General features: G+C 60.8%; 14 protein-coding genes. 11 read left to right on the top strand and 3 right to left on the bottom strand.

Features of this window, described 5'->3' with window-relative positions:
• Positions 1–130 precede the first annotated feature (130 nt).
• A complete protein-coding gene (locus tag ACIQC5_RS13145; protein ID WP_400282803.1) occupies positions 131–1,531 on the bottom strand; it encodes an NAD(P)-binding domain-containing protein in 1,401 nt (466 codons plus the stop codon).
• A gap of 86 nt (positions 1,532–1,617) precedes the next feature.
• Positions 1,618–1,998: a cupin domain-containing protein gene (locus ACIQC5_RS13140; protein WP_400282801.1), complete on the bottom strand. Its 381-nt coding sequence runs from the start codon at positions 1,996–1,998 to the stop codon at positions 1,618–1,620.
• 418 nt (positions 1,999–2,416) lie between these two features.
• Here ACIQC5_RS13140 and ACIQC5_RS13135 point away from each other — a divergent pair, with 418 nt between their 5' ends.
• From ACIQC5_RS13135 to ACIQC5_RS13095, 9 genes are all read left to right on the top strand, one after another.
• On the top strand, positions 2,417–2,830 hold the full coding sequence (locus ACIQC5_RS13135; RefSeq protein WP_400282799.1) for a cupin domain-containing protein: 414 nt from the start codon (positions 2,417–2,419) through the stop codon (positions 2,828–2,830).
• 168 nt (positions 2,831–2,998) lie between these two features.
• On the top strand, positions 2,999–4,495 hold the full coding sequence (locus ACIQC5_RS13130; protein WP_400282796.1) for an APC family permease: 1,497 nt from the start codon (positions 2,999–3,001) through the stop codon (positions 4,493–4,495).
• Positions 4,496–4,612: 117 nt separating this feature from the next.
• The gene (locus tag ACIQC5_RS13125; RefSeq protein ID WP_400282794.1) at positions 4,613–5,611 is read left to right on the top strand and encodes a LacI family DNA-binding transcriptional regulator; all 999 of its coding nucleotides are present in this window, start codon (positions 4,613–4,615) and stop codon (positions 5,609–5,611) included.
• 205 nt (positions 5,612–5,816) lie between these two features.
• Positions 5,817–7,154 carry an ABC transporter substrate-binding protein gene (locus tag ACIQC5_RS13120; RefSeq protein ID WP_400282791.1) on the top strand — a complete coding sequence of 446 codons (1,338 nt, stop codon included), beginning with the start codon at positions 5,817–5,819 and terminating at the stop codon, positions 7,152–7,154.
• 2 nt (positions 7,155–7,156) lie between these two features.
• Positions 7,157–8,092, top strand: coding sequence for a carbohydrate ABC transporter permease (locus ACIQC5_RS13115; protein WP_400282787.1), 936 nt, complete (start codon positions 7,157–7,159; stop codon positions 8,090–8,092).
• On the top strand, positions 8,089–8,988 hold the full coding sequence (locus tag ACIQC5_RS13110) for a carbohydrate ABC transporter permease (protein ID WP_400282784.1): 900 nt from the start codon (positions 8,089–8,091) through the stop codon (positions 8,986–8,988). The genes ACIQC5_RS13115 and ACIQC5_RS13110 overlap by 4 nt, the downstream gene beginning before the upstream one ends.
• A 71-nt stretch (positions 8,989–9,059) precedes the next feature.
• Entirely contained in the window at positions 9,060–10,163 is a 1,104-nt protein-coding gene (locus ACIQC5_RS13105; RefSeq protein WP_400282781.1) for a Gfo/Idh/MocA family protein, read from the top strand.
• Position 10,164: 1 nt separating this feature from the next.
• Positions 10,165–10,914: a ThuA domain-containing protein gene (locus tag ACIQC5_RS13100; RefSeq protein ID WP_400282778.1), complete on the top strand. Its 750-nt coding sequence runs from the start codon at positions 10,165–10,167 to the stop codon at positions 10,912–10,914.
• 36 nt (positions 10,915–10,950) lie between these two features.
• The gene (locus ACIQC5_RS13095) at positions 10,951–12,120 is read left to right on the top strand and encodes a Gfo/Idh/MocA family protein (RefSeq protein ID WP_400282775.1); all 1,170 of its coding nucleotides are present in this window, start codon (positions 10,951–10,953) and stop codon (positions 12,118–12,120) included.
• Here the strand turns inward: ACIQC5_RS13095 and ACIQC5_RS13090 are convergent.
• Positions 12,113–13,054, bottom strand: coding sequence for an NAD-dependent epimerase/dehydratase family protein (locus ACIQC5_RS13090; RefSeq protein ID WP_400282772.1), 942 nt, complete (start codon positions 13,052–13,054; stop codon positions 12,113–12,115). The two genes, ACIQC5_RS13095 and ACIQC5_RS13090, sit on opposite strands and share 8 nt — an antisense overlap.
• Positions 13,055–13,140: 86 nt before the next feature.
• Here ACIQC5_RS13090 and ACIQC5_RS13085 point away from each other — a divergent pair, with 86 nt between their 5' ends.
• Both ACIQC5_RS13085 and ACIQC5_RS13080 read left to right on the top strand, forming a co-directional pair.
• On the top strand, positions 13,141–13,728 hold the full coding sequence (locus tag ACIQC5_RS13085; protein ID WP_400282769.1) for a TetR/AcrR family transcriptional regulator: 588 nt from the start codon (positions 13,141–13,143) through the stop codon (positions 13,726–13,728).
• A gap of 22 nt (positions 13,729–13,750) precedes the next feature.
• The gene (locus ACIQC5_RS13080) at positions 13,751–14,434 is read left to right on the top strand and encodes a type 1 glutamine amidotransferase domain-containing protein (protein WP_400282767.1); all 684 of its coding nucleotides are present in this window, start codon (positions 13,751–13,753) and stop codon (positions 14,432–14,434) included.
• Positions 14,435–14,585: the final 151 nt, after the last annotated feature.

Below are 14,585 nucleotides of genomic sequence, written 5' to 3'. Positions count from 1 at the left end.
CGAAAGTTTGCAGCTCTGTTTTGAACGAGTGACCTGAACGTGTTTTGGACGCGGCAGGCCGCCGCCCTGATAGCCAGGGCGGCGGCCTGCCATAGGGGAAGACCCCAGTCGTATTGCCACGTACGGCTGGTTACATGGCGGTTACGGTCTCGCTGAGGTCGTCAGGTGACAGGTTGTCCAGATCCTGGGATGGGCCGTTCAGGTACCGTTCCATGGAGTCATCCATGGCGTTGAGCCAGCGGGTGTGGTGCTTGGTCGCCATGGTGCCGGTGACGACGGAACGGTGGAGCATGTCGCGGTATCCCAGAATGTCGTCGTGCTTGTGGTGCATCCAGTCCTTGAACAACTGACAGACCGCGTCCAAGTCGAAGGGCGGGTAGTCGGTGGCGGCAATGAGTTCCCGCAGGTAATCCGTTTGGAAATCTGCTTCTGCGTCGTGATCCTGTAGGGCAGCCTGGCGCTGGAGCCAGTGCTGGATGTCAGCCTCGCGCTCAGCGATGGAGGGTAGGTGGATCTTCCCGGTCATGACATCGCGGGCAAACCAGGCCTGCGCGTCGAACATGTTGAACGTGTAGTACTGGTCTTGGGCGCCCAGATAGAACAGGTTGGTATTCTGCTGCCACACCACTCCCTTGTAAAGACCGCCTGGGTACAGCACATTCGGTGACTTCAACGACAGCCCGCTGGGCAGGAACGGGTACTTGTGTTGGTATCCGGTGCAAAGGACGACGGCGTCAAAATCGTCGTGCGTGCCGTCACTGAAGTGGGCGGTACGGCCGTCGAAGTGCGTGACAAGGGGACGCTCAGCCGTGTTCTCCGGCCAGTGATAGCCCATCGGCGCCGAGCGGTAGCTCAGAGTGATGGACGCAGCGCCCATCTTGTGGGCCTGCATGCCGATATCCTCGGCGGAATAGCTACTGCCGATCATGAGCAGCTTCTTGCCGTAAAAACGCTCGGCACCCCGGAAATCGTGGGCGTGCAGTACCTCGCCCGGGAAAGTCTTGATGCCCTTGAATTCGGGGACGGCCGGGACGGAGAAATGGCCTGTGGCAACCACCAGCTTGTCGAACACGTGCGTCTCGGTGAGGTTCGTTTTGAGGTCCTCAACCGTCAGCGTGAATTCCTGCGTGGCCTCGTTGTAGCTGGTGTGGCGGGCAACGCTGTTGAACCTGACGTACTTGCGGACGTCGGACTTTTCCACCCGTCCCTTGATGTAGTCGAAGAGAACCTCGCGCGGCGGGAAGGAGGAAATCGGACGACCGAAGTGCTCGTCAAAGGAGTAATCCGAGAACTCCAGGCACTCCTTGGGCCCATTGGACCAGAGATGGCGATACATGCTGGAGTGCACTGGCTCGCCGCGCTCGTCCAGCCCGATCCGCCAGCTGTTGTTCCACTGCCCGCCCCAGTCGTCCCGTTTCTCGAAACACACTATTTCGGGGATGGCGGCGCCCTTTTGACGTGCTGATTCAAAGGCCCGCAGTTGTGCCAGGCCGCTGGGTCCGGCACCAATGATTCCGACTCTCAATGCCATGGTGTTCTCCTGTTCTCATAGATCTTTTCGGTCGCCGGCGTGCGGCGTAATGAGTGCGCTACGTGTCCTGCCGGCAATCGGAGGCTCTAGGCTGCGAAATCGCGATCGCCAACGAAGAACCCCAGGGCATAGTCGGGGGTCTCGAACTTGACGGTGGTTCCCTTGGGGAAGAACAGCACGTCGCGCTCCTTCGCTTGCGTGGTTTCCCCGGTCGTCTGATCGGTGAGGATGAACTCACCCTTGATGACGACCTTCATCTCGTCGTAGGTGTACGTGTATACCAGCGGCTCCGATGCTTTGAGCTCAAAGAACCCGGCGCTCATGACCGTGCCTGCGGGGTTATGGAGAGAGTCACCGATAGCAGCGATGGTGCCTGGCTCGTTCATCGACGGCAGACCGATATAACCGCCCTCCACTTTATGAATGGATCCGGCTTTGCTGAGCGTTCCTACGAGCATGGTTTCCATGATTTCTCCTTAGAAGTTGGAAAAGATTGATTGTCTGAACTGAGTGATATTCGGCCGGTAAGAATGCACAAAAGATCACGTCGGCACCCTGTAGGGTTCCGCGGAATTGTCGAAATTCGTTAGCTACCAGAAAGACTTATCTGGTGCCGGCTTGAGCTCTCGTGCCGTGATGTCAATCACGCTTGCTCACAACAAAAAGGTGACATGAACAAGCGTGCAAGTCAACCGTTCATGAAAATTTTTCCTACATCAGGTTTCGAGCGTCATGCTTTCCAATTTTTCAGATGAACCATTGACTCGAACGTGTGTTCATGTCAAAGTTGGCAACGCCGTGACCCACGTCACGATGATGCGATCTAACCCGGATTCCACGTAGCATCCCGCAGCAGACGGCGGGCTTAGAAAGGGTGCAAAAACCATGTCAACTGTCTCCAGCTCTCGGCCTGCGACACCTGCAGCAGCGGAAAAGATCGACCTCTGGCCAACAAGGGCCATGAAGCCCATGAAGGCTGAATGGCCACGATTGCACTGCAGGTTTATCAACGCCGATCCCGTCGGCAGCTGGGATGACTTCGTCATGTCGGAATGGGAGCTGACGTCCTGTGGCTGGGAAGACTTCCATCCGCACACCGAGACAAACTTCGTACTGGAGGGTGAGCTCCACGTAGAAAGCGAAGGCAAGACCGTCATTCTGAAGCCAGGCGACTCGGCACGCGTGAACTCCGGACAACTCGGCCGATACTGGGCTCCCGTCTATGCGCGAATGGTCACGGTCTACGGACCCAACCCGGAAGGTGCGGAGTCGCACTCCTTCCGATACTTCGAAATCTGAGCAGGCTACAGCGCTCACCGCGCCCCAGCCCGCCGTCGAACGTTTTGAGCTTGACAGGCTAAGGCCTGCCTTATTCGCCGGGTATCCCCGCAGCTAATCTCCGGGATGCCGTGGATCTTTGAACTCTCAGAGTTGTATACGGTTTTGCCGCTATTCAAGGAGAATTTTATGAGTGAGAACAGTTTGAAATCTGTCAACCATCTAAAACGTTCGATTGACTGGAAGCAGGGCTTGTCCATTTCGCTGGGTGTACCTTTGTTGATACTGCCTTCTTTGGGCTACATCCCGCTGTATTTATCTGCTGCGGCAATACTCATCTGGGGATTGTCAGTCATCCAGGGTTTCATGCAGAACGCTGCGTACGCTGAAATGGCCACCGCTTTTCCCAAGGCTTCGGGCCTTCCCGGCTACGCACAACAGATATTTCGCACCGAAAACTATGCGGGCAAGTATGACAAAGGCAAGCTGATTGGCGGATTCAGCGCCTGGAGCTACTGGTTCGCGTGGAACCCGGTGCTGGCAATCTTCTCCATCTTGGTCGGCGGGTACCTGCACGGGCTGTTCCCGGCGCTGGCCGCGATGTTTACCTCGTATCAGCTTGCGTTGCTTTCCGGCCTGGTGATTTTCGCTGGACTGTTCGTGGTCAACTGGTTTGGCCTGAAGGATGGCGCCATCCTGGGTTACATCCTGGCGGCCGTTTCCTTGATACCGCTCGTTATCCTGACCGCGGCACCTTTTGCCACCGGACACGTTGACTTGGCCAACATCGTAGGCAACTGGTTGCCGGCAGACTGGGCCTGGGACATGCACCACATTCTGATTCTCTTCGGCATCTTCGCAATCGCGCAGTGGAGTGCCTGTGGGTGGGAAACGGCCGCGATCTATGGCCCCGAGTACAAAAACCCGGCCAAGGATGTCCCCAAAGCACTGTTTGCCTGCGGCGTCATCTGCTTCTTCTCATACGTTCTGGTCCAAACCGCAGTGATCGGCGTCCTGGGCGTTGACGGCGTCACGGCCGAACCCATCTCGCCCTTGATCCCAGTTGCCCAAGCTGTCTTCGGCGAAGCCGGCTCTGTCTTCACCATCATCATGCTGATCGCCGCCATGATCCTGATCATCCAAACGGCATACCTTGGTTCCTCCCGCGCCATGCACTCCATGTCGGTGGAAGGCAATCTCCCCAAGGTCTTCGGCAAGACCAACCGCCACGGCACGCCGTTCATCGCCTTGCTCGCCACCGCAGCATTCAACATGGTCCTGATCTCGATGGGATCCCTCGCTGCAATTCTCGCGGCGGCTGCCATTGGGTACACCTGCGCCAACGGCATCAGCCTGTTCGCCTATGTCAAAGCCGCAAAACACTCGACCTTTGCCAACTTGGAGCGGCCCTTCAAAGCACCCAAAGGCTGGCGGCATGTTGCCATGATCTTTGGCCTGTTCAACCTCCCTCTCTGCCTGATCGGCGTCGTCTACCTCAACAGCCTGGAAATCGGCTGGACCTCAACGTGGCTCGGCTTCGTGGTGCTGGCCCTCTACATCCCCATCTGGTTCTACTCCCAAGGCGAATCGAGCCGCTCGAATCGTAAGGCTGCCACTGCCCCTTCTTCAGATCATGATCCGGATAACGATGCCGCGGACCTGGACAAGCTTCCGACCATGACGTGATGCCGGCAAGGACTGCGGGATCGCTTTGCCTCTCCGGCTATGCTGAGGAACGCCGGTGAGGCACGGCAGTGGCGTGGCGGCAAGGACCATCGTCACTGCTCGCGGAAGGACGATCGAATGGCTCGAGCGACAGTTCAGGACGTCGCGAAGACGGCGGGGGTGTCTGTAGGGACTGTGTCCCGCGTTTTGAACGGCAGCCCGGCGGTCAGCGAGGCGAGCAAGGAAAAGGTCAACGCCGCCATCCGTCAGCTCAGCTACCGTCCGCTTGCATCCGCCAGGGACCTTCGCCGGGATAGGACCATGCGTGTTTTGGCCCTCGCCAAGAACCTGGACTCGCTCGTGATCAGTGAGGTCTTCCGAGGTGTCGGCGACGCTGCCGCGGACTCGGGCTACGTCAGCCTCATCGCAGCAACGGCGGGAGACCTGGAACGCGAACAGCAACTCGTGGACATGCTGCGGAACGGCTCCGTCGACGGGTTGGTGCTGTTTTCTCCGACGATGGCAGATAGCGACGTCGATACGGTCGCCGAGCAATTGAGCGTCGTACAGGTTTGCGAGATCGTCGACGCCGATGCCGCCTTTGGTGTGTCGATCGACGACCGTCAGGCCGCCTACGACATCACGCGACACTTGATCGACACCGGCGGCAAGAATCTGGCCATGCTCGCCCATAGAGGAGCCCGTTCCGGCCGACTGCGTGAGGAAGGCTTCCGCCGGGCGTTAGCTGAGTCGGGCTTGTCGCCGGAACGGATCCTGTTCGGTGAAGGAAACTTCGGCTTCCACTCAGGGCGCAGTCTTGCCCGCAAACTGCTGGAGTCAGGGGACCTTCCCGACGCAGTATTTTGCGGTACCGACATCGTCGCGGCGGGCTGCGTCCGTGAACTCACGGACGCAGGGCTGCGGGTGCCTGACGACATTGCTGTAGCGGGTTTCGACGACTCGGCTCAGGCGGAAATGTGCGTCCCGGAACTGACCACGGTCCGGCAGCCGGCCTACGAGATGGGCCGCGTGGCCTTCGCTGAACTCCTGGAACGAATGACCGTGCCGGGCGCCCATCGCCGCGGCCGGACTTTCCTTCCGCACGAGCTTGTAGTGCGGGACTCGACAAAAGCCTAGAGAAAGAGGGTTGACAGCCTCGAGCGGTGACTGTCACACTATTTTGGAATCGATTCCACGGCCATAGGGCCGATTTTTTGGAACACATTTGGAATCGATTCCAAAATGCAAGCGAACCATCGGCAACGACGCCAGGTTCAGGATGCGTGACAGCCAAAACGCATCCCTGAACTCCACCGCCCACAGACCCCCAAAGGAGCCACTTGTGGACTTGATTCGACCTGCTTCTCCGCTCCAGGAGGACGCCGCAACACCCCGAAACGCCAAGACAACAGGTTCAAAGAGGCGCCTCGCAGCAGCAGCGGCTGTGGCCGCGAGCCTCCTGCTCAGTGGTTGCGGCGGGGGAGCCGCGCCCCAAGGTGCGGAACAAGCGGCAGCTGCCGATCCGGCGTCGGGCGCTAATGCCAGCGGCGCCATCAACGTGTGTGGCGGCAAGGACGCTTCCGGAATCTACAAGGGCACGGTGGAAGAGTTCACTAAGTCCAACGGCAAGGTCACGGCCAAGTACACCGAGATTGGTGCCACCACGGATGAAGCCCGCACGCAGACCGTGCAGCGGCTCGAAGGCAAGTCGACCGAGTGCGACATCTTCCTGACCGACGTCATCTGGACCTCCGAGTTCGCCTCCCAAGGCTGGCTGCTGGACCAGACCAAGCTCGTCGAGGCCAGCAAGGACCGGCTCATCCCCTCCACCGTTGAAACCACCAAGTACCAGGACAAGTACTGGGCCTCGCCGTTCTTCACCAACGCCGGATTGGTCTACTACCAGAAGGACAAGGTGGCCAAGCCCGAGACCTGGCAGCAGCTATACGCCGAAGCAGCGAAGGCTCCCGGCAACGGATACGTCTATCAGGGCAAACAGTACGAAGGCCTGACGGTGAACTTCCTCGAAATGCTCTACAGCGCAGGCGGCGAAGTCCTCGACGAAGAAGGCAACGTCAAAATCGACTCCGAAGAGACCCGCGAGGTCCTCAATTTCATGAGCGACGGGCTCAAGAACGGCTCGGCGGACCGCGCCGTCCTCACCTACAACGAGGACCCGGCGCGCCTCGCCTACGAGTCCGGCGACTTCGGTTACCAGCGCAACTGGCCGCACGTCTTCCGCCTGCTCAATGCCACTCCGCTGGCAGGCAGCTTCGGCGTCGCGCCGTTGCCGGCATGGGAAGGCGGCAAGGCCTCCGGCGTGCTGGGCGGCTGGAACCTGGCGATCTCGGCCCACTCCACCAACCAGGCCGCGGCCGTCGCGTTCATCGACTTCGCCACCACGCCGGAGTGGCAAAAGCACGTGGCCATGGACTACTCGCAGGCCCCGGTGAACGAGGCCGCCTACTCCGACCCAGCGGTACTGCAGAAGATGCCGTTCGCAACGGAACTCCTCGCCTCCGTCAAGGGTGCCAAGCCGCGCCCGATCTCCCCGGTATACCCGCAGATTTCGCAGGCGATCTACAAGAACGTCTATGCCGTCCTCTCCGGCACCGCCTCCACCGAGGAAGCCGTGCAGAAGATGGCCGAGGAAATCACGGCGGCAAAGGCGAGCTTCTAGCCATGGCCACCAGAACAATCGCCCCGAAAGCAAGGGCCGTAAGCGGCCGCGACCGGGCCGAGCGCAGGCTGGCGTTCCGCATGACCGCGCCGTCCTTGGTCCTGATGGCGCTGGTTGCGGCGGTCCCCATCGGCTACGCAATCTGGCTCTCCCTGAACCAGTACAGCGTCCGCACCGCCGGCCTGTCCCGTTTCGTCGGACTGGAAAACTACATCAACGCCCTCGCAAGCCAAGAGTGGTGGGCGGCTTTCGGCCAGACGTTCCTCTTCGCAGGACTCTCGGTCTCGCTGGAATTGGTGCTCGGGACGGCAATGGCGTTGCTGCTCAACCTCGCGTTCAAGGGGCGCGCCGTCCTGCGCACCGTGGTTCTGCTGCCGTACGCGATCGTCACCGTGGTCAGCGCCATCACCTGGCAGACGATGTTCCAACCCAACATGGGTCTGGTGACCAACGTCCTCTCCACTCTTGGGCTGCCCGGCGGCGACGTCGTCTGGCTCGGCGAGCACGGATACGCGATGGCCGTCATCGTGTTTGCCGACGTCTGGAAGACGACGCCGTTCGCGGCACTGATCATCCTGGCCGGTCTGCAGGTCATCTCCGCTGAAACGTACGAGGCCGCAGAGCTCGATGGCGCCAGTAAGTGGCAGACCTTCGTACACATCACCTTGCCGCTCCTGCGTCCCGCAATCGTCCTCGCCGCAATCTTCCGCACCATGGATGCCCTGCGCGTCTTCGACCTGCCTTTCGTCCTCACCCGTGGCGCCAACGGCACCGAGTCCATGTCCATGTTGGCCTACACCCAGTTGCGCGAAAACCGGCTGGTGGGGGAAGGATCGGCGCTGTCCATCCTGACCTTCCTGACCGTCATGGTTGTCTCCGTTATCTACATCCGCTTCGCCGGCGGCAACATCCGCGACGTCGCCAAGGAGGAACAATGAGCACGCTGACTGCAGAACGCCCGACGGCGGAACCCGCCACGCGCCCTCAGGCACCGAAGCGTCGCTTGCGGGGCGAAGCGAAACTGCATCCACTGGTGTGGGTTTTCGTTGTGGCCGTCATGGGCTTTTCACTCATCCCGTTCTACTGGCTGGTCAACACCTCGCTCAAGAAGGGAGCGAGCCTGTCCCAAGGCGAGCTCTTCCCGAGCCAGCCGACTTTCGAGAACTACCTGGTGGTCTTCCAGGACCCCGAGTTCCTCCTGGCTTTGCGCAATTCGGTGATTATCGCCGTCGTGACTACTACGGTGGCGTTGGTCTTCGCATCCTTCGCCGCCTATGCGCTGGCGAGGCTGAAGATGCGCCGCAAGGCGATGATCCTCACGCTGATCCTCTCGGTGACCACGTTCCCGGCCATCGCCATTGCGGCTCCGATGTTCTCCATCTGGCGCGAAATCGGCCTGTACGACACGTTGCTCGGCCTCATCATCCCGAAGTTGACGTTCGCGTTGCCGCTGGCGATCTACACGCTGACGTCGTTCTTCAAGGAGATCCCTCGTGAGCTGGAGGAATCCGCGTACATGGATGGCGCCACGCCGTTCACAGCCTTCCGCAAGGTCATCCTGCCTCTGGCGGTCCCAGGCCTCGCCACCACAGCGATCTTGGTCTTCATCTCGGTCTGGAACGAGTTCCTTCTGGCCGTCACCCTGACCACCTCGCCGGAGGCCCGCCCAGTCCCGGTCGCGATTGCGTTCTTCAGCGGAACCAGCGAGTTCGACCAGCCACTGGGCACCATCAGCGCCGCGTCCGTGATCATCACCGTCCCGCTCGTCATCCTGGTGCTCGTGTGCCAGAAGCGCATCGTTTCGGGCATGACGGCCGGTGCCGTCAAAGGCTAAGCCGGGCGGCGACACGGAACGCAAGAACCACCCACTAACTCCTACGAAAACCCAGAAAGAACAGGAACAACGTGAGCATTCAGCAGCAGGCCCCGTCCGCAACCCTCAAGGTGGGAGTTGTGGGCATCGGTTGGGCCGGCCAGCAGCACCTCAAGGCGTACAGCACAATTGACGGCGTCGAAATTGTCGCCGTCGCAGGTATGGAAGCAGAACTCCTTGCCCAGATGAAGGAGGAATACAGCATTCCTCACGCCTTCGCCCGCTGGGAAGACATGATTGAGGTCGAAGGGCTCGACGCCGTCAGCATCGCCGTGCCAACTTTTCTGCACGCGCCGATCGCGATTGCTTCGCTTGAGCGAGGACTGCATGTGCTGAGCGAGAAGCCAATCGCGCGCAACGCCGTCGAAGGTCAAGCCATGGTGGACGCCGCCCGAAAGGCGGGACGTGTCCTTGACGTTGCGTTCAACCACCGCCGCCGCGGCGACATCCAGGCGCTGAAGGAAGTGATCGACGACGGCACACTGGGTCGCCCGTACTACGCCAAGGCGTCCTGGCTCCGCCGCCAAGGCATTCCAATGCTCGGCAGTTGGTTCACCAACCCGGAACTCGCAGGCGGTGGTCCGCTGGCAGACATCGGCGTGCACGTCCTCGACTATGCCCTGCACCTGCTGGGCGAGCCGAAAGTCCTGGCCGTCTCGGCCTCAACCCACTCTGAACTTGGTCCGCGCGGCCTCGGCGGCAACGCCCGCTACACCGCCTCGAACTCCAGCCACAAGTTTGAAGTGGAAGACTTCGCGTCCGCTTTCATCCGCCTGGAAGGCGGCGCCACGCTCATCCTCGAAGCAGGGTGGGCCAGCTACCGCGACGAGCGGGACTTGATGGACTTCACTGTTTACGGGACCGACGGCGGAGCGGACTTGCGCTCTGTCGGCGCCTCTGAGAACCCCGTCGCGGACGTCCACATCTTCACCGAGAAGGACGGCGAAAACGCCGACTTCGAGGTGGTGGCCGAACCCGGCCGAGCCCACCAGGCCGTCGTCGACGATTTCGTCGCCGCCGTGCGCGGTGGCGAGACCGTGTGGGGAAGCCACGACGGGTCGCTTGCCCTGAGCCGTGCCTTGGTACTCGATGCCTGCTACAAATCCGCCCTCGAACAACGTGAAGTGGTGCTCTGAAATGTCTGATTCAAAACTCAAGATTGTTGTCTGGAATGAGGCCGTGCATGAGGCCCGCAACGAGCCTTCTACGATGGCCGAGATGTATCCGGAAGGGATCCACGGCGCCATTGCTGCCGGGCTCCGCGCCTACTACCCGGACTCCGAAATTTCCACGGCAACCCTGGCCGACGCCGAGCACGGGCTCTCCGAGGAAATCCTGGAGCAAACCGACGTGCTGCTGTGGTGGGGGCACATCGCGCACCAGGAAGTCGGCGACGAAGTAGTTGAACGCGTACAGCGACACGTGCTAGGTGGCATGGGACTGGTAGTCCTGCACTCGGGGCACTTCGCCAAGGTCTTCACTCGATTGTTGGGGACCACTTGCTCCCTGAAGTGGCGTAACGAGGGCGAACGCGAGCTCGTGTGGACGGTCAAGCCTTCGCACCCGATCGCGGCTGGCATCGAAAGCCCCATCGTCATCCCCAAGCAGGAAATGTACGGCGAGCTGTTCGACATTCCGGAACCCGATGACCTGATCTTCATCAGCTCGTTTACCGGGGGAGAGGTGTTCCGCTCAGGCGTGACATTCTCCCGGGGCAAGGGCCGGATCTTCTACTTCAGCCCCGGCGACCAGGAATACCCGGTGTACCACCAGCCGCAGATCCAGAAGATCATCGCCAACGGCGTTGGTTGGGTGGCCCAGCCAGGTGTTTTCCGGGAGGCGCCGGAGGTTTCCAACCCCGCCCGGGGATGGTTCGAAGAAGCCTAGGCACCCTCTTCCGTATTCGTTTCAAGGAGCTTGACCATGACCACTTCCTTTCTTCCCGCTGGCCGCACGCTGGGTGTGGCCGCGATCGGCTACGCCTTCATGGGGAAGGCCCACTCGAATGCGTGGCGGAATGTGGCCAGCTTCTTCGACGTCCCGGCCTTCGAGCAGAAGGTGCTCGTTGGCCGGGACGCCGCCTTGGTTGCAGAGGCTGCCGCCAAGTACGGCTGGGCCGAATCCGCCACGGATTGGCGTTCGGTGATTTCGCGGGACGACATCGACATCGTGGATATCTGCGCGCCGGGCTGGATGCACGCCGAAATCGCCATCGCCGCGTTGGAGGCGGGCAAGCACGTGCTCGTGGAAAAGCCGCTCGCCAACACTTTGGGTGAGGCTGAGTTGATGGCTGACGCGGCTGCCTCGGCTCAGGCTCGCGGAGTGAAGTCCATGATCGGGTTCAACTATCGACGCGTGCCTGCACTGGCATTGGCCCGCGAGTTGATTGCCGAGGGACGTCTCGGAACTGTGCGGCACATCCGTGCCGCCTACCTGCAGGACTGGCTTTCCGACGTCGACACCCCCATGAGCTGGCGGCTTCGGAAGGAAACGGCTGGCTCCGGGGCGCTGGGCGACATTGCCTCGCACGCCATCGACCAAGTCCAGCACCTCACGGGCCAGAGCGTCACTGAGGTGACCGGAACGTTGAGGACTTTCGTCACCGAGCGCCCCGGTCCTGGCGGTTTGGAGAAAGTGACAGTAGACGACGCCGCGTGGGCCACTCTTGGCATGACGGGAAACATCAGCGCGTCGGTGGAGGCATCCCGGGTGGCCACGGGCCAAAAGAACTCGCTCAAGATCGAAATTTACGGTTCGCTAGGGTCGCTGACGTTTGATCTGGAGAACCTGAACGAGCTCGGATTCCTGGACGCTACGCTTCCTGTACGGGAGCAGGGATTCCGGCGGATTCTGGTGAATGAGCCCGAGCATCCGTACGTTGGTGCGTGGTGGCCGCAGGGTCACATCATCGGCTGGGAGCACACGTTCACGCACCAGATCCGGGACTTCCTGCTTGCTATTCGCGACGGTGAGGCACCGTCGCCGTCGTTCGACGACGGGCTCCACATCCAGCGAGTGTTGACCGCCGTCGAAGAGTCGGCGAGGAACAGGAGCATGGTGACGGCGGTTCGGGAACGGGTTGGCGTCAGCTAGCCCGAACTACGTTGTCTTCCGCATGGATGATGGCGAGTCCGTCCCGATAGGGCGTCACGGTGAACTCGGGGAAGCGCGAGGCGAACTTTGTGGAGTCGAAGCGATTGTGGTGCTCGTAGCGAGGCAGAAGTTCTCTGAGTTCCCGTACCTGCGGCGAGAATAGGCCAGCTGCATTGAGAACCCATCGGGGAACGACGGTGTAGCCGGGGTCCTGGCCGAACGCTTCGCTGGCCATGATGGCGAACTCCCGGTAGTTCGGCCGTTCTTCGGCGACCGGAAGGTGCCAGGTCTGCCCGAAAGCGTCCAGGGTATTGCCCAAAAGTGCAAGTGCCCGGCTGGCGTCTGGGGTCCAGATCAGCGTCCGCTCCCGGTCATCCCGCACCGGGATGCGGGGCTTCTTGCCGGCCTTCAGGGGGCGGATGATCAGGGCATTTGTGAAGCTCTGCGTCCGGCCCGGCCCGTAGAACTCGGGAGCCCTGCCGATGAGGACGGGAATGTCGCCCCGGGCCATCTCCTCAAGCACCATGGATGCCATGGCTGCACGGACCTTGCCCTTGCGCCCGTTGGGAACGAATGGGGTTTCCTCGGTCTGGATGCGGTCGTCCTGCGGGTACATGTAGGTGTTGTCGAAATAGACGAATTTGGCGCCAGTAGCCCGGGATGCGTCCAACGCGTTGCGGAGCATGGTTGGAAATTGCTGCTCCCATAGTTGTGTGTTCGCCGGAAGTCCGGCGGTGAAATACACGACGTCGCTGCCCTCAACTGCCGCGGTGGTCTGGGAAGGATCGAGCAGGTCCGCTTTCACCAGTGCATCTGACTCGTTGACCTTGCGGGGATTGCGACTCACCAGCCGCAGGTCCCGGGTGTGGTTGCGGTGAAGCTCCCGGGCGAGTTCCATCGCTATCTGGCCGCTTGCGCCCAGTATTGTCTGCATTTTCGACCTTCGCTGAATAGGTGACTTAAGGTTCCCAGTGCGATATGTTTACACTGCTTACATCAGTGTACGAGGGGAAGTTAGCAGTGTCAACATCGGTAAAGCCTTATCACCACGGCGACCTTCGTGCGGCCCTGATCGCCGCCGCCGTCGAGGGCCTTGAAGCGGGTGAGCCATTCTCGTTGCGGGCCGTTGCCCGCCGTGCAGGAGTATCTCCCACCGCTCCCTACCGGCATTTCGCAGACAGGGAAGCGCTCGACACTGCGGTTGCGGTTGAGGGATTCAAGGATCTCCGCGCGGATCTTGAGGCTGCGTTGACGGACGTGGCTGAGACCGCGGCGCCGGAGGAGGTGATCGCGGCACTCGGAGTGGCCTATGTCGGGTTCGCTTTGAAGCGGCCGGCCGTGTTCCGGTTGATGTTCGGCAACGAATGCGACGAGAGGGACAGTGAACGCGTGCAGGCTTCGGAGCAGCTTCACGAGATGTTGAACCAATCAATCGAGCGGCTCTTACCCGGGGCGAACAACTCTCACCTGTCCCTCGCGCTGTGGAGCATGGCGCACGGCCTGGCGTTCCTTCATCTCGACGGCAAGCTGCAGCCGCAGTCCAAGGCCGAGATTGCGACGCGCGTGCAGTCGGCCGTTGCAGCGGTCTTCGCCCTCAACCACAACTAATTGACCGGATAGGAAAACGACCGTGGCCAAACGCATTCTGCACGCCGTCACCAACGTCAGCCACTACGATGACCCGTCCCATCAGACCGGCCTGTGGCTGTCCGAATTGGTTCATGCTTGGGCCGTTTTCGAAGAGCACGGCTATGAGCAAGCGATCGTCAGCCCTCAAGGCGGACTTTCCCCCTTGGAACCTCGCTCACTGAAATTCCCGAGCTACGACAAGGCAGCCAAGTCGTGGCACACCGACCCGTCCCGAATGGCACTTCTCGAAAATACCGCCAGTCCTGAGAGCATTAACCCGGCCGATTTCGATGCCATTTACTTCACCGGGGGCCACGCGGTCATGTACGACTTTCCTGACAGTGAAGGACTGCAGAAGATCACCCGTGACATCTGGGAACAAGGAGGCATCGTATCCTCGGTCTGCCATGGGTACTGCGGCTTGCTCAACGTCAGGCTTTCCGACGGCAGTCTCCTTGTGGAAGGCCGGAAAGTCACTGGCTTCGCGTGGCAGGAAGAAGTGCTGGCGCGTGTCGACAAGCTCGTGCCGTACAACGCAGAGGAGGAGATGAAAGAACGCGGAGCACTCTATGAGAAAGCCCTACTCCCGTTCGTCTCCTACGCCATCGCGGACGGCAACTTGGTCACTGGCCAGAACCCGGGATCGGCCAAGGCGACTGCCCAAAAGGTTGCCGCACTCCTCTAAAGGGCCTCGTGGGATCGACACGAGGCGCGCCCCGCCGGCGCAGTCCTTTATGAAGGCAACGCTCACGTTGTTGTTCCGTATGAATGGCCGACCTATAGATAGCCACTTCCGCCGGTGAATGCTCTGTTCCACACTGGTTTTATCCGGATCC

The organism is Paenarthrobacter sp. NPDC092416 (genome assembly GCF_044755025.1).
Lineage (GTDB): Bacteria > Actinomycetota > Actinomycetes > Actinomycetales > Micrococcaceae > Arthrobacter.
This window is presented reverse-complemented; position numbering and strand designations above follow the sequence as displayed.